Origin of the sequence: Syntrophaceticus schinkii (assembly GCF_000946815.1) — a bacterium.
Lineage (GTDB): Bacteria > Bacillota > DSM-12270 > Thermacetogeniales > Thermacetogeniaceae > Syntrophaceticus > Syntrophaceticus schinkii.
Window position 1 is genome coordinate 1 of record NZ_CDRZ01000264.1, and the last position, 14,644, is coordinate 14,644.

17 protein-coding genes and 1 pseudogene are annotated in these 14,644 nt (G+C 41.8%); 10 read left to right on the top strand and 8 right to left on the bottom strand.

All coding sequences use genetic code 11. The features are described 5' to 3' along the window. Nucleotides 1-272 precede the first annotated feature (272 nt). From SSCH_RS12570 to SSCH_RS12605, 9 genes are all read left to right on the top strand, one after another. Nucleotides 273-665, top strand: coding sequence for a macro domain-containing protein (locus tag SSCH_RS12570; protein ID WP_156972273.1), 393 nt, complete (start codon nucleotides 273-275; stop codon nucleotides 663-665). A 22-nt stretch (nucleotides 666-687) separates the two neighbouring features. Beyond that, the gene (locus SSCH_RS22055; protein ID WP_408645737.1) at nucleotides 688-1,092 is read left to right on the top strand and encodes a macro domain-containing protein; all 405 of its coding nucleotides are present in this window, start codon (nucleotides 688-690) and stop codon (nucleotides 1,090-1,092) included. 93 nt (nucleotides 1,093-1,185) lie between these two features. Continuing rightward, the gene (locus tag SSCH_RS12575) at nucleotides 1,186-1,698 is read left to right on the top strand and encodes a TIR domain-containing protein (RefSeq protein ID WP_044665767.1); all 513 of its coding nucleotides are present in this window, start codon (nucleotides 1,186-1,188) and stop codon (nucleotides 1,696-1,698) included. 288 nt (nucleotides 1,699-1,986) lie between these two features. After that, nucleotides 1,987-2,559, top strand: coding sequence for a TIR domain-containing protein (locus SSCH_RS12580; protein WP_198142455.1), 573 nt, complete (start codon nucleotides 1,987-1,989; stop codon nucleotides 2,557-2,559). Nucleotides 2,560-2,835: 276 nt separating this feature from the next. After that, on the top strand, nucleotides 2,836-3,177 hold the full coding sequence (locus tag SSCH_RS12585; RefSeq protein ID WP_044665769.1) for a hypothetical protein: 342 nt from the start codon (nucleotides 2,836-2,838) through the stop codon (nucleotides 3,175-3,177). Then, complete coding sequence (locus tag SSCH_RS12590) at nucleotides 3,165-3,416, top strand: hypothetical protein (protein ID WP_044665770.1); 252 nt, start codon at nucleotides 3,165-3,167, stop codon at nucleotides 3,414-3,416. Before SSCH_RS12585 ends, SSCH_RS12590 begins: the two co-directional genes overlap by 13 nt. 100 nt (nucleotides 3,417-3,516) lie before the next feature. Beyond that, nucleotides 3,517-5,043 (top strand): IS21 family transposase, encoded by a 1,527-nt coding sequence (istA, locus tag SSCH_RS12595; protein ID WP_198142456.1) that lies wholly within the window; start codon nucleotides 3,517-3,519, stop codon nucleotides 5,041-5,043. A gap of 14 nt (nucleotides 5,044-5,057) precedes the next feature. Then, nucleotides 5,058-5,816 (top strand): IS21-like element helper ATPase IstB, encoded by a 759-nt coding sequence (gene istB / locus SSCH_RS12600; RefSeq protein ID WP_044665772.1) that lies wholly within the window; start codon nucleotides 5,058-5,060, stop codon nucleotides 5,814-5,816. Nucleotides 5,817-6,133: 317 nt separating this feature from the next. Beyond that, nucleotides 6,134-6,757, top strand: a complete 624-nt coding sequence (locus SSCH_RS12605) for an IS3 family transposase (RefSeq protein ID WP_156972275.1) — start codon at nucleotides 6,134-6,136, stop codon at nucleotides 6,755-6,757. 142 nt (nucleotides 6,758-6,899) lie between these two features. Here SSCH_RS12605 and SSCH_RS12610 read toward each other — a convergent pair whose 3' ends face one another. From SSCH_RS12610 to SSCH_RS12640, 8 genes are all read right to left on the bottom strand, one after another. After that, nucleotides 6,900-7,088, bottom strand: a complete 189-nt coding sequence (locus tag SSCH_RS12610) for a hypothetical protein (RefSeq protein WP_232294464.1) — start codon at nucleotides 7,086-7,088, stop codon at nucleotides 6,900-6,902. A gap of 559 nt (nucleotides 7,089-7,647) precedes the next feature. Then, the gene (locus SSCH_RS12615) at nucleotides 7,648-9,030 is read right to left on the bottom strand and encodes a trypsin-like peptidase domain-containing protein (RefSeq protein WP_269746206.1); all 1,383 of its coding nucleotides are present in this window, start codon (nucleotides 9,028-9,030) and stop codon (nucleotides 7,648-7,650) included. Between the two features lie 4 nt (nucleotides 9,031-9,034). Beyond that, nucleotides 9,035-9,322, bottom strand: a complete 288-nt coding sequence (locus SSCH_RS16935) for a hypothetical protein (RefSeq protein ID WP_052835634.1) — start codon at nucleotides 9,320-9,322, stop codon at nucleotides 9,035-9,037. Nucleotides 9,323-10,245: 923 nt separating this feature from the next. Continuing rightward, nucleotides 10,246-10,605 carry an IS3 family transposase gene (locus SSCH_RS12625; protein ID WP_198142457.1) on the bottom strand — a complete coding sequence of 120 codons (360 nt, stop codon included), beginning with the start codon at nucleotides 10,603-10,605 and terminating at the stop codon, nucleotides 10,246-10,248. After that, complete coding sequence (locus SSCH_RS12630; RefSeq protein ID WP_198142458.1) at nucleotides 10,574-11,572, bottom strand: reverse transcriptase domain-containing protein; 999 nt, start codon at nucleotides 11,570-11,572, stop codon at nucleotides 10,574-10,576. Before SSCH_RS12630 ends, SSCH_RS12625 begins: the two co-directional genes overlap by 32 nt. Further along, on the bottom strand, nucleotides 11,514-12,110 hold the full coding sequence (locus SSCH_RS22540) for a reverse transcriptase N-terminal domain-containing protein (protein WP_198142459.1): 597 nt from the start codon (nucleotides 12,108-12,110) through the stop codon (nucleotides 11,514-11,516). Before SSCH_RS22540 ends, SSCH_RS12630 begins: the two co-directional genes overlap by 59 nt. A gap of 505 nt (nucleotides 12,111-12,615) precedes the next feature. Continuing rightward, nucleotides 12,616-13,215 carry an IS3 family transposase gene (locus tag SSCH_RS17740; protein WP_084711167.1) on the bottom strand — a complete coding sequence of 200 codons (600 nt, stop codon included), beginning with the start codon at nucleotides 13,213-13,215 and terminating at the stop codon, nucleotides 12,616-12,618. A gap of 17 nt (nucleotides 13,216-13,232) precedes the next feature. Next, nucleotides 13,233-13,514 (bottom strand): transposase, encoded by a 282-nt coding sequence (locus tag SSCH_RS12640; protein WP_044665775.1) that lies wholly within the window; start codon nucleotides 13,512-13,514, stop codon nucleotides 13,233-13,235. Between the two features lie 272 nt (nucleotides 13,515-13,786). On the opposite strand from SSCH_RS12640, the pseudogene SSCH_RS12645 reads away from it, so the two are divergent. Further along, nucleotides 13,787-14,644: pseudogene (locus SSCH_RS12645) on the top strand (hypothetical protein); the annotation flags it as partial.

The window sequence follows — 14,644 nt, forward strand, 5'->3', positions numbered from 1 at the left end:
TCAGTATCCATGACAGGTTTGGTTTGGGTGCTGGGGGATCTCTACATTATCCACACTATGCACACTGACTGGCATTATCTAGCTAGACTTTGATTGGCACCTGAATTCTCAACTTTATGGCAGACTGTCGCTATAATTCTTCCGTTATTGGCGGTGAGAATTGCAGCGTCAAATTGAGTGAGAGGCAACAGGGGGTAATATATTAAATTTAGTTTTAATATAAAAAGAACTTTTTTAACGTGACGAACAGATTACAATGCAAAAGGAGGAGGATGATGGAAAAACTACGATACTATGTGAAATATACATATGGGTATTACTGGAGTTCCCTTTCATACCTAAGTATTTTTTTATCAATTGTACTCATACTCGGTCTTCCTCAGGAGGTTGTACAACTAAACATTTTCTATAAAATTCTTATAACAATTGGCATATTCGTACTGACCTTTTTAATTACTCTGCTGTGGTATGTTTTATTTAAGAAAAAAGTCATCGTAAATTTACAGCAGGATAAAACGATTACAGTCAAATGTGGTGACATATTCACACAAAATGGGAATATAGTAATGCCTGTCAATTTATATTTTGACACATTAGTAAAAGATGGTCTTGTTGCAGAGAAATCAATTCATGGTCAATTTGTAAAAAAAAATATTTGGAGGTAATGTTGCTGAACTCGATGAAAAAATTGAAGAGCAGCTAAAAGATTTCGAGTATGAACAAGTATCCCGAAGTGAAGGGAAAAGCAAAAAGTATCCATATGGGACAATAATTAAAATACCAAAAGATAATACTACATATTTTTTAGTAGCGTTATCAGACTTCGATTCAAATAATCATGCTTTTTGTTCAGCAGAGAATTACTTTAGTGTACTTACAAAGTTGGCAAGCTATATAGGAAATAACTCCGAAGGCAAAACAGTCTCTATGCCTGCTATAGGTACCGGTTTGTCTCGAATAAATAGTTCTTTAAACGTCTGTATAAGAAATATTGTTCAAGTGTTTCGGATAGTGAATCCCCCAATTATTGGTGGCGTACAGATAGTCATCGAGGAATCCTCTTGTTGGAAAGTAGACATGAGAATTATATAACGAACGGCAATAATGCATATCTATAAATATCGTTTGCACACTGTGGTATTTGCAAGAAAATAGTATTTACAAAGTGAAAGGAGTTACTTATCTATGAAGTACAGAACAAAAACTTATATTGCAGGGGACTGGACAGGCGATGAAGACGCCGTTGAACAACTGTATAAGTGGAACGATAGCAATTATTGGAGCTTATCGTTTACAGATGCTCACGATTTGACACAAGCACGGGACGGAAGTCTAAACTGCAGTATTAAGGTCTCGCTCAGGAAGAGGCTTGAAGCGTCTAAGACTTTTGTGCTGATTGTCGGAAAAAACACAAGGACTGTAAGAAGTGGAAGTTGCCAATACTGTAATAGTTATAACAGTTGGACAGCAAGTTGTGCACGCGGGTACTCTGTGGATAATCGCAGCTACATAGAGTATGAGTGCGATAATGCTGTTCGTGACAGTTTGAAAATCATTGTGCTATACAACGCGGCAACAATTGATAAAACCAAATGTCCAGATGCTGTAAAAAACACAGGCACTCATGCCGCTATGTGTTGCTGGAAAGACGGTAAGCTTTACTGGGATTATTATGCTGTAAAAGATGCAATGGGTTAAGTTAAATTGTAGCAAGCGCGGGGAGAAAAACCCTCCCCGCGCAAAGTATTCCTGGAAACCCTGAAATATGAACGAATTTACACAACGAGTACGAAACACCCAGAGATCTTAGAACCATGTCATAACTCCTTTAATTGGATGTGGTGCTTCAAATACACAAAAAGGTGAAAACGACATTCTGCAGTACATCATTAGCCTGTTAAAGATGAATCGGAAACTGATCAACTGTGACGTTCGCATAGTTGTGAGATCAACCGGAAAAAAGAGTATTGCAATACCTAACGTAAGATGAAGGAGGTACTTATTATGGCATACAGGAATGGTAACTACTGTGCGTTCTACGTTTCAGAGCCCTTTAGTGAAAGCAATTTGGGTGCGAGTTCCACTAAAGATTTTGTCACTTATAATCTGCTGCGCGCATGGAAAGCGGCAGATAGTACTTTTCCATTTATTGACTCCCATGATAAAAACTATAACGTAAGAGATGGAAGTGATTGGGAAAAAACACTTAAACCGCGTTTGCACCAAAGACTCGACAACTCCAAGAATATCATCCTAGTGTTAAGCTCAATAACCAAGAACAGTCGAGCGCTACGAGAAGAGATTGATTATGGCATAAACACCAAGGGGTTACCTGTGATAGTCATATACCCAGACTTCAGTGAGAAGAGTGATATTGCAGGGGCAAAAGGAATAAAAAAGCAAGTAAAAGATCTTTGGGATTCGGTTCCGATATTTAGGGATTCGATGGCGAGCGTCGCTACATTACACGTTCCCTATAAAAAGAAGCTTATTCGAACAGCTTTGAATGACGAGAACTTCATGGTCGGAACCATGGATAAAATCGATACATATTATTAAATATCGTGATTGTATTCTCATGTGGCGGGGTCATTCGCGTTATGGCGACGTTGACCCTGCCTTACCCGCAAGGGAAAACTTAACGGATGGCCTACTAGTAACAAGCTCGGGGAGAAAAACGCCCCCCGCATTTTGTCGAATACTAGCGAACGGAATAAGATTGAAAATATCGTCTCATGTGATTATGTAAACTACTATGAGCGGATGTACTCTGGAATTGAGGAGGCAGCTGCGGGGAGGAGGGTGATGTAGAGGACAACTGCTAGGCCATTGCCCATGTGGTGGAGAAAGGGAAGCCAGGTGAGGTCTACAATATCGGCGGTGGACGAAAAGGCAAATATCGATGTTGTCAAAGGGATCCTCCAGGTGCTTGGCAAGCCAGAAAGTCTTATCACCTTTGTCAAAGACCGCCCGGGCCACGACTGGCGCTACTCCCTGGATACCACAAAATCGGGGCAGAGGTGGGTTGTAGGCCTATTGTATCCTTCGAGGAAGGCCTTGCCCGTACTGTTAACTGGTATCTGGTATCTGGACAATGAACCCTGGTGGAGACGGGCGAAGAGCGGGGAGTATAGAGAGTTTGTGGATGAGTGGTATAAAATCGGATGGATAATGTGATTGTGAATTATTTACCAGATATTTTGAAAGTTAGCGGGATTATTATTCCACTAATTGTTGCAATAGTGACATGGTATTTAAATGAACGGAGTAAAAGAATTTTTGAAGCATATATAAGAAAAGAAGAAAGGTATGCTGAATTGATGAGTATTCCTACAGCATTCGGCCAGCAATCCTGCGACATCCGGCCAGAGTTCTTGTCACATCCGGCCAGTGTTCCTGTCACATTCGGCCACTGATATTGCAATATCCGGCCAATTAACCGGCACCTCAAAAAACCACCCTGTACAATGTAGTTAATACATGTGCGGGGGGAAAAAGATGAGGTGCGAAGAGCCAGTGAAAATCATAGAAATCTTAAGATTGACAGAGCAGGGCTATTCACAAAGAGAAATTGCTAAAAGCGTTAAATGCGGCAAATTCACTGTGGGAGAAATTCAGAAGCGCTGCCGAAATTGCAAACTCCAATACGATGCAGCTGCCATAATGACCAATGATGAGATCAGAATGTTGCTCTATCCAGATAGTTTTGGGCGTTCCATAAAGAGAGATCCGGATTGGCCCAGTATTCATGCACGATTGCAGGCTAACAAGCGTCTCAATTTACAATATCTCTGGGAAGAATACAGGGCAAAAAATACCCAGGGGTTAAGCTACAGCCGTTTTTGCAAACGATACCTTGACTGGAAAAATGAGACCGGCAAAAACGTCATCATGGTTCAGTATCGTGAACCGGGCAAAGAATTATTTGTAGACTGGATGGGAGATACCCTGGACTGTATAGTAGACAGCTCCACGGGAGAAACCCTCACAGCGCATTTCTTTGTAGCGACCCTGGGAGACAGTTCTTATCCATACGTGGAAGCCTTTCCTGATGAGAAACTAGATAAATGGTTGCAGGCTCATGTTAATGCCCTTAGATACCTAGGGGGTGTTCCCCGAGTGATTGTACCGGATAATTGTAAGACGGCCACAACAAAACCTAACTATTATGATCCAGCCATTAATCATTCTTACTGGGATTTTGCCCAGCACTATGAATTGGCCATATTGCCGGCAAGAGTGCGGGAACCTCAAGATAAAGCTCCTGTTGAGAGCAGTGTGGGTTGGCTAGAAACCTGGCTTTTAGAGTGGCTGCGGGGTAAACATTTCTTTAGTTTCACTGCCCTGAATAACGAAATACAATATCGTGTAAAAGAACTGATTAAACGACCATTTCAAAAGCGCAAAGGAAGCAGACAAAGTGTTTTTGAGGAACTGGATAAACCAGCTTTACGGCCATTACCATATACTCAGTACGAATACGCAGATTACATAGTACGCAGAACCCCGGCAAATTATCATGTCGAATATGATGCCTTTAATTATTCGGTGCCCCATGGCTTGTACAAACAGCTGGTAACCATTAGAGCAACTACAACAACTATAGAAATTCTCAACGACAATAGAGAGCGTGTGGCGCTGCATCAAAGGCGTTATACAGGATCAAGATATGTAACTAATCTTGGCCATATGCCGCCTCATCACCGTCATCAACATAATGCCAATAGTTTTGATGGTACTAAATATCGCCTGTGGGCCGGAAGCATTGGTGAACAAACTTATGCTGCTATTGACCATTTGCTGTCTTCGCAAATTGTTGAAGAACAAGCTTACCGCTCTTGCATGGGGATATTGCAATGCTCTAAGAAATATGGCAATGAACGGCTGGAAGCTGCTTGTGCTAAAGCCATTACCATGAAATCCTGTACTTACTCTACCATAACCACAATACTAAAAAATGGTCAGGATAAAGTTTCTTCTTCTAAAGCGGATAAGCCTACACCCCTGCATGAAAATCTGCGCGGCTCTGAAGCGTATGTTTAGGAGGTGGATGGGCAATGACAAACCAAACTCTAGATAAGCTTAACAGTATGAAACTGCGGGCTATGGAGCAGGAATACCGACGGCAGATAGAACTGCCTGCAAATGCTGCTCTTTCCTTTGATGAGCGTCTTGCCATGATTGTAGATGCTGAATGGCTGGCCAAGGCTAACAACCGATTACAAAGATTCTTACGAAAAGCAAACCTGCGAGAACCATCTGCTAATCTTGAGAATATTAACTTTGATCATAAAAGGAACCTGGATAAAACAACGATTGCCCGACTGGCTGATTGCAGCTGGATTAAAGAGGGTAAAAATCTCATAATCACAGGAGCTACCGGCACTGGCAAGACCTATCTGGTTAGTGCCTTCGGTAATGCTGCCTGTAGGAAAAGCTTAAAGGTTCACTCTTACAGAGTAAACAGACTACTGACGGATCTGGCAATTAGCCGAGGAGATGGTTCATACAACCGACTGCTCAAGGACCTGAAAAAACCTGATTTACTAATCTTGGATGACTTCGGCATGGCACCCATTGATCCCTGTGCTTGCCGAGATCTTCTGGAAGTTATTGATGATCGCCATGGTAGAAAATCCATCGCAATCTCTGCCCAACTGCCGGTGGCAAAATGGCATGCTGTGTTTGAAGATGCTACAATTGCTGATGCTGTTTTGGACAGAGTGGTCAACAATGCTTACAGAATAGAGCTCAAAGGCCCAAGCTTAAGGCCACACATTCCCCAAAATGAAGGAGATGATAGCACGACAGAATAATCTATGTTAAACTCCATGCATGAGGTGCCGGTCTTTGGCCGGATGTGACAAGAACTCTGGCCGGATATCGCAGGAATGGTGTCCGGATATTTCAGGAGTCATTGGCCGGATGGCACAAGAACGCCGGTCTGAATTGACGAGAATAGCCACAAGAGTATGGCTGAACCGGGAAATGATCGGATTAACCTGTCTAGGCAGGCTTATCTCCTGTCAGTAAATCGGACCAGTCTATATCGGCAGCCACCGACAACCACCTGGTCACAAAAGGATCTTGACGATATGCGCTTGATTGACGAAATCTACACTGCCTGTCCCTTTTGATCAATCGCAAACGAGTCCGAAGGCTGATGCGGGTGATGGGGATTCAGGGAATCTGTCCTGGCCCCAACCTGAGTAAACGTCTACATGCCCAATATATTCATCCGTATCTGTTAAGAGGCCTAAATGTTGATCACCCTGATCAAGTCTGGGCGGTTGACATTACCTATATTCGCCTAAGGCATGGATTCATGTATTTATTCGTCATCATTGACCTTTACAGCAGCTATATCGTGGATTATGAACTGAGTACCACTATGGACCGCCATTGGGTGCTGGAGTGCTTGAAAAGAGCCTTCAAGTCGAGAAAACCGGAGATCATAAACAGCGACCAGGGCAGCCAGTTTACCAACAAAGACTATATTGAACTGCTTCAAACAGAAGGGATTAAGATTTCTATGGACGGTAAGGGGCGTGCGTTGGACAATATCTTCGTGGAGCGGTTCTTCCGGACCCTTAAGTACGAAAACATCTATCTGAATGAGTACGAAACCCCTAAAGCTCTGCGTAGAGGATTAAATCAATACATCCGGTTCTATAATGAGCAGCGTCTTCATGAGTCGTTTGGATATAGATACCCCGTTGATTACTACCGGCAAACATCCTTGAAATTAGCAATTTGAAAAAGGAGGGACACATTAGCTTATTTTATAAAAAGATGTGTCTTGACAACGGGGGGGCACTATACCCGGTCATTTCGGAAGTGCTTGGCCATGGAAATTTAGAAAGTATAAAATTCTATTTGAGGATCGATCTTGAGGCGTGTCAAGGGGGCGTGTCAAGGGGACGGGGGTCTTGGCACGCCCATCGATATCCTAACAGAACTGCTGCTTGTCCGGAGAGGTGCACCCGGTTTCCACCTTGGCAACATTTTCGGTCCGGGTTGCTGAGTTCATCATGAATCATATCCGCCGCACATTCATCATACTTGATATAAAGCTCAATCGCCTTCATGCCTTCCTCTCCTGAATACGTGTGGACTCCCTTAGAGTAACCCTGAATCTCCCATTCATGCTCTTGCTGCATGTCAATAGCCATTTTGAAAAGCGGCACGTGGGGGTGCGGGCAAAATCCTGGACAAAGGTGTTCAAAGATCTAATAGATAAATAAATAGCAAGCTCGGGGGGAAAAGAACCCCCTTGCAACGGTACCGTTTACCACCCGCATTTTATCGAATACTAGTTAACGTGAAAATATGAACTGTGAACTTAAGAGAACCTCTGCCAAGGAAGGTGGGTGTTATTATACGCTTGCAAGAAGCAGAACTTTGTAAAAACCACAAGATACCCCTAAAGTACATACCCGGAGAAGCACAGGTTAATTTCAGGTACGGTCAAAGTATCAGTATGCGCGATTAGATAATGAGACAACTCTAAAAAATTCCTACCGATGCCTAGGGAAAAACCTTTGCATAACTAAGAAGTTTTACATGCGAAAAAACTCATATACCTATTCTTCCATATCATGATATTTTACCGGCCACACGATATAGTGTTTTTAGTTGGGGTAGATTTCATAGTAATGATTTGCTTCTCAGATCCTCTACCATTAAATGTATGGGTACAAATCCTTGCATATCATTTTTATCATCTTCATTTAATGAAGCTATACCGCCTTTAATAATGCCAACTACTTCATTATCTGAATTGAACACAGCCCCTCCGCTTGCGCCATGCACAATTCTTCCGCTGATTTTAAAAAATGGTGCACCATGATATGAAGTACACCCAATAATTTCGCAAGATTGCTTTGTTACAGAGTCACCTTTTTTAAAATTCGGGAACCCGGCGACTATAATTTTATCACCAATTTTTAATTTTGAACTATCACCAATTTTCATAGCGGAAGCGTTTTTGACATTTAAATTATATATTGCATAATCAATTTCAGCATCTGAGGATACTTCATTTATTCCTTTTGATAGAATACCAATGCTCGTGCCTCTAATATAAGATTTTGCAGTGAACACTTTATAGAACCCATTATTTTTTGTAACATGATGGGATGTAATGATTCCTATATCTTTTATGTAAAATCCTGTTCCCTGGATACCCTCAGAGCATTCCAATATATATACATTTTTGTTTATCATTTCATTTAGCTCATCAAGTGAAGCGATATCAAACAAAGATTGACCAAATATTTTGTTAGCTTGCTGAGCATATTTAAGAAATGTCATACTCTTACTGCCTTTTACTTGCATAATATAATTTATTTTTCCTTTAACAACTTGCATAAACCAGTTGGTGATAAATTCTTCTTTTGAAGGATCATCTTTCGCTGCAAATATCAAGGCATTATGGCAAAACCCTTTGTTGATATATTCCTGAGCAGTATGATAAATACCATCTTGTGTGCAGTTATGTAGTATTGCTCTTAAATTTCTAATATACTCGCGCTTTATATTGGGAAATTTATTAACAACCAACCCTGTTACCTCTTGCCGTTCTGTTTTACCTTTTAACTTTATTTTTTGTTCATTAATTTTGAAACTATTGTTTTTTATTATGTCAATAAGTTCATCACCTAGAGTTAATTGTTCGTTTGTCACATAAATAACATTAGAAGTGAAGTTTTGCTTATGCGGAGAAAAAGATAAATCATCCGCATATCTGGTATAAATCATATCATTGCGCTTTGCAAATCTCATCAGCTGATTGTCTAAAGGAGCGCATATCATATTTGTTAAGACCGGGGAAGTTGGTGCCCCTTGCGGAAGACGGCCATTATAACATGATATCTGAGCGATTGTTGTTGCGGCTTCCTTACCCAATAAATAAGGAGCCGCTATTAGCATCCCTTGTATTCTACCAAAATGTATTTGGTGAAAAAAATCTTTCAAATCGATATTTAATATATAGCTTCTTCTGACATGTTTCTTTGCGTTATCAACTATATTTTTATTTTTTTATAAACCCATAAGCGCAAACTTTAGGAGAATAAATAAGAGATAAAATGTACGCAAGCTTTCTTTGGATATTTTTCAATTTGTGACTAGGGGCATGTATTTCCCGTATACCTCCATTTTTCTTTCTAATGTTAAAATTAACATACATTTTTTCAGGACGCTTCCCATACAGAAAATATCTTAAGCTTCTGTCGCTAATTTCAAGCAGATCAGCTACATCTGCTCTTGTATTTAACTGCCTGAATTTATCAATGATTTCTTCGTCACTTCGCTCGAACATACTGCGCTCCTAAAAAATTAAAGACATTTAGGGAAATTCCACCTTCTGCTAGACACACTGAATAAACAACAAAGGATAATGCGCAAGGCACAGCGAAATAGTACAGAGCCGCATACGTCCCACACATTAAATATTCCGTTGCGTATCGCTAACGAAAAACAATTTCCCTAAATGTCAATAATATTATAACGTGATCTACTTATACAAACAACAGAAGGCTTGTGCTACATACCATAATTGTTGGCGAACAGTCTTTTCCTTAACCATATTCAACCCATCTTCACGTTTCCGGCTAGGCCTAGACTGTGTCTAAAGTAATACATGGTGCTTGTAGCATGTCCGGTCTTTTAGATTTCCAGTTCTACGGGTTTATGGTTATTTTTATATTATTCGATATAGGGTGGGGGTTTTCCTGTATAAGTGAGCTGTTTATTGATAGAACGGTTGATTTTCGGGGTTCCTTCTTCACATATACGCATTATGGGAACTAGCCAATAGACTGTTTCTTTTACCGATATGTAGGAAAATGTGCTTTACACCGGTAATTATGTTCAATGCACGTTTAGACATGCATTTTATAGGGTTTGCTGGGAGGTAAAAACCATGTTGAAAAATCATGGGATCTATACTGTGGCAGTAGCGGAGAAGTTAACGTCAGAGATCAGTGCGGACAAAAAAATAGCAAGCTCGTGGAGAAAAGTGCATCCCCTCGCAAAGGCACCGTTTACCACCCGACTTTTGTCGAATGCGGTCGTCAACTCGAAACTGATCTTTGATCATTAAAAGTGATTTTGTCCTGATCTTATGAATCTGATCCACTTGATCATTGGATCATTGTTTAGCGTCCACATAGCCGGTACCACCTAGGAAAAATATATTACCGGCGCTCCGCATGGGAAGTCAACACTATTTCGGACAGTTTGCTAAGCCACTACTAATAGGTGCTCGTCCTCCCAGCGCCTCAGCCACTGTATAGGGCTAAGATAGTCCAATCTTTTTTGTATCCTACGGGTGTTGTAAAAACCTTCTATATAAGCAAAGATGCCTTGCCTTGCTTCCTCCCGCGTCTTGAAATGTCGCCAGTGGACCGCTTCTTTTTTTAGATTGGCAAAGAAGCTCTCGCTCCAGGCGTTATCCCCTGGCTTGCCCACTCGGGAGAAACTTTGCCGAATATGATTTTCACAGAGATATTCCATCACTTTTTGAGATGTATAATCGACTAAAGGAAAGGGATTGCTCCCTTTCCCTCGTCTAAGAACCGTACGTGAGAGTTTCCCGCTCATACGGCTCAAGCATTTCTTCACCATTTCTGGCAACAACCAGTGATTTCAATTTCATTTTCCTTTTCATAAAGTACTCTTTGTGTATAAAGGGGTTTTTAGAAATTTGTAATTTGGGGTGGCGGATGATCTTTATCCTTCTCAGGTTGATAAGACTGTTTTCATCCGTCATGAACAACCATCTTTTCCCATTCTTTTCATGCCAATATTTATTCAATCTCCACCAGTTACTTTTGTTTGGGTGGCGATGTTTTGCCCATCTTTGTAGTAAAAGATATAGTGTGTTGTTGATGTAGGAAAAAGCTTGGCTCGCTACGACATGTCTGTGATAGTTGGTCCACCCTCTAACCACTTGATTTAGTCTTCGGATTAATTCGGATTGATTGCCTGCCTTTCCTTTTTTCAGAATAATGGCAGCACATTTTCTTATCAGGGTTTTTATTGAGTCCTTGGATGGCTTGACTATTAATTTTCCCTTAAACTTTCGAAATGTCCAACCAAGAAAGTCGAAGCCGTCGTCTATGTGCGTGATCATTGTCTTTTCTTCGGATAGGGTTAATCCCCGTTCTTTAAGAAATTGACTGACAATGTCTTTGAGTTCTTCTGCTATTTCTTTTGTCTTTGCGGTGATGATGAAGTCATCAGCGTATCGCACCAGATTTACTTTGGTCTTTGCTCGATAGTGGTTTTCTATTTTTCCCTTTGAATTTCGATGGTATTTATCTTGAATTAATTTTTCAAGTCCATCTATCGTCATATTTGCATAAAGACTTGAGATAGCTCCGCCTTGTGGTGAACCCGTGTCCGTGGGGAATAGATCGCCCTTATATATGAACCCTGATTTTAAAAATTGCTTCATTATTCTTTTGTCCATCATGATGCTCTCCTGTAACCAATCATGATTAATGTTGTCAAAACAGCCTTTGATGTCGCTTTCTAATACCCATGTAGGAGAACACTTTCTTGTCATCTTTAGCGCTTCTTCCCTTGCGAAAACCAAAAGAAATGTGGTCTCCTGTAGTCTCGGCTACAGGTTCGAGTGCTAGTGCATACAGTGTCTGCATAGCTCTGTCGTACATGGTGGGGATTCCTAGCGGTCGTTTCTTGTTTTTACCTTTCTTTTCAATGTAGACTCGCCTAAGGGGTTTTGTTCTGTAGTGTTTATCCGTAAGTGTTAATACTGCTTTCATTTTTGAAGCTGAGGTTGACCATAGCTTTCTATCTACTCCGGAGGTGTTTCTCCCCTTATTCGAGGTTACTCTTTTTACCGCATAGGCTTTGGCATGGAATGAATGTGTTAGTAAGTATTGTAATCTTTTGACCTTGTTCATGTCACCCTTCACTGTTGCCTTGGCGATTCGGGATTGTAGCCTATTCACATCTTTTTGCACTTGTGTCCAGTCAATGGATTCCCATTGAGCGGCTAGTGCATTCCTGTTTTTTAGTCTCTCGGTTTTATCCGTCGTTGAATTACTAAAATTCATAGGTTTACCGTCCCTTCCTGCCAAGAATTACCATAGGATAAGTCAGCACTCTTTCAAGTTGGGGCAAAGTTTGAACCCCTATCTTCCCTCATTACAAAGGTAGCGTTTGCTTCTTATCCGTTTCTTCTGCCCTCTATGCCATTTCTTTTCCTTGCGGTTAGATACCTCATTCTCGTGAGGAGCATATAGGGTTTACCAAGTTCCGCATGATACATAATTGCGAAAGCCTTAGGAGCCACCTTTAAACCGGGAGTTCTTCGTCCATTCGCATTGGTTAGCCAGTTCGCCGTTGCCCGACTCCTTACCTTTTTGGTCGAAGCGTTTCAGCCTATTTCGCTTCCTCCAGCGTAACGATTCCTGCAGTGGTTCACTTTACGTTCTCCATAGCTTTCTTACTCTAGCGGTTATCCCAGTTTTAGGCTACTCGGATTTCCACATTGTTTTGTGAGCTTTCTAACTCAGACGTTACCGTCTACGCTAGTCACAATAGAGTTGCCCCGAATGGATAGGGTAGCCTTTCGGCAATGTATCAAGCGACTTCTTGTCGCACCTGACTTCCTCGATCACTGTGGAAGATGGTTCCCGCCGGAAGATGCCAGCGATTTAAGGCCTTTTTGATCGTTGCCAGTACCAGGTCGCTGTTCATATGCTCGGCCATGCTCTCTGCTAAAACTATACCGCTTGCAATATCTTTGACTGTACAAAGGTATTCAAACCCTTTCATGGTGCGGATGTAACTGATATCACTGGATACAACTTGAAATGGTTCTGTTATTTCCAAGTCCTTAACCAGATTGACATATTCATCGCCGCGTGCTCTACGGCTATCTGTAAGGGATCTTTGACGTCTACGCTTATGGATAGAGTGAAGCCCCATATCGTCCATAAAGCGCTTAACACGGTGGTAAGAAGCAGTTTTACCACGCTTCCTTAGTTCACCACAAATACGATCAACACCATAGGTTCCCTTGCTTTCTTGAAATATCGTTTTGATCATTTTCTTGAACTCATCCACTTCTTTTTGTCGTTGTTCTTTTCTGTCCTTCCAGCTGTAATATCCACTGAGGGATACGTCAAGGTGTCTGGCCCACTTCGCCGCCGCGTATTCAGGATGTGACTCTATAAACATGTATTTTTCTCTGGCTTTTACTTTTGGTTCTTGGCGAAATAGGCCGCAGCTTTTTTTAGCATGTCACGCTCAATTTTCAATTCGGCGTTCTCAAGCTTTAATGCCCGGTTTTCCTCTTCCATCGTTGCAAATTGCGTTTTTTCTCCTTCTGGGGTGTACTTTTTCCTCCAACGGTACAGAAGGCTCACACTGATCCCGAGATCACCCGCTATCTCTTTAACTGTTTTGCTGCTCGCATAACTCAGCTTAACCGCATTCTTTTTAAACTCGTCGTCATATCGGTGTCTGGTTTTTGACATGGCAAACTACTCCTTTGTCACTTTGTTTTTATCTTACCAGACTATCCGAAATTATAGCACCGACCCTATCATTGATAGTATCTTCATTAAATTTTCGAATTTTATTCGTAAGTCATTTATCTTGGTTTTTAAGTGTTTTCGGTATAATAAAAATACACAAAACGGCAGCCAAAAGTGCAGAACTCGGTAATTAGGAAGGCATTGCCATCACCGTCTTGAATAATACCCTCTAAGTCGCCAGACAAGGAGGGAAAATAGAAGAGGTGATAACAATGCCGCAACAAGAGTATATCAAACACCTGTATGAGAAAGAAGAGCTAAGTATCAACGAAATCAGTAACAAAGTAGGCGTCAATTGGAGAACTGCAGCCAAGTATGCAAAAAGGAGCGACTGGAATCCTGTACAAACTACCAGGAAGCGCCGCAGACCGGTTTTAGAGCCCTTTACCGATACGATAGATGTCTGGCTCTTAGAAGACCGTCTACTGGCCCGTAAAGACCGCCGGACAGCCAAAGCGATCTGGGAACTGCTGAAAAAAGATCACGATTTTACCGGATCGGAAAGAACCGTCAGAGCCTACGTTGCCGAACGGAAAAAAGCGCTAAAGTATGAGCAGCAGGAAAAATACATAGAGCTTGAACACCCCATCGGCGAGGCCCAGGTTGATTTCGGCACAGTCCGAACCATCTGGGACGGTGAATTTAAAGAATTCAGATCTTTGACAACAGCTTTTCCCTGGAGCAATGCTGGGCTAGGGGTTCCGGTGCCGTCAGAAAACTCACTTTGTTTTCTCTACGCCTTGCGCCTAAGCTTTGAGATGGCCGGCGGGGTGCCGAAAAAAATCCGCTTTGACAATCTGACGGCGGCGGTAAGCAGTTTCGGTAAAAATGGCGAGAGAGTTTTAAACGAGTTATTTGTCCGCTTCATGCTCCACTACCGCTTCGAGGCCGAATTTTGCAAGCCGATAGACTGGGCGGGCCATTTCGCCATCTTTGTCCGCAAGCCAAAAGGGGCCAGGAACTCAACTCTCTACCGTTTCCTTCCCTCTGCGGTGAAAAGTTACCTTGAAGCCAACCCGGAAGCTTTCCGGGAAAGGATTAATTTTGTCCATACCCTGCTGCAAGAAGGC

Coding starts and splice junctions, on each gene's coding strand:
- SSCH_RS12570 (WP_156972273.1), top strand. CDS start 273: ATGATGGAAAAACTACGATACTATGTGAAATATACATATGGGTATTAC.
- SSCH_RS12575 (WP_044665767.1), top strand. CDS start 1,186: ATGAAGTACAGAACAAAAACTTATATTGCAGGGGACTGGACAGGCGAT.
- SSCH_RS12580 (WP_198142455.1), top strand. CDS start 1,987: ATGAAGGAGGTACTTATTATGGCATACAGGAATGGTAACTACTGTGCG.
- SSCH_RS12585 (WP_044665769.1), top strand. CDS start 2,836: ATGTGGTGGAGAAAGGGAAGCCAGGTGAGGTCTACAATATCGGCGGTG.
- SSCH_RS12590 (WP_044665770.1), top strand. CDS start 3,165: ATGGATAATGTGATTGTGAATTATTTACCAGATATTTTGAAAGTTAGC.
- istB (WP_044665772.1), top strand. CDS start 5,058: ATGACAAACCAAACTCTAGATAAGCTTAACAGTATGAAACTGCGGGCT.
- SSCH_RS12610 (WP_232294464.1), bottom strand. CDS start 7,088: ATGAAGGCGATTGAGCTTTATATCAAGTATGATGAATGTGCGGCGGAT.
- SSCH_RS16935 (WP_052835634.1), bottom strand. CDS start 9,322: ATGTTCGAGCGAAGTGACGAAGAAATCATTGATAAATTCAGGCAGTTA.
- SSCH_RS12625 (WP_198142457.1), bottom strand. CDS start 10,605: ATGAGCGGGAAACTCTCACGTACGGTTCTTAGACGAGGGAAAGGGAGC.
- SSCH_RS12630 (WP_198142458.1), bottom strand. CDS start 11,572: ATGACAAGAAAGTGTTCTCCTACATGGGTATTAGAAAGCGACATCAAA.
- SSCH_RS17740 (WP_084711167.1), bottom strand. CDS start 13,215: ATGTTTATAGAGTCACATCCTGAATACGCGGCGGCGAAGTGGGCCAGA.
- SSCH_RS12640 (WP_044665775.1), bottom strand. CDS start 13,514: ATGTCAAAAACCAGACACCGATATGACGACGAGTTTAAAAAGAATGCG.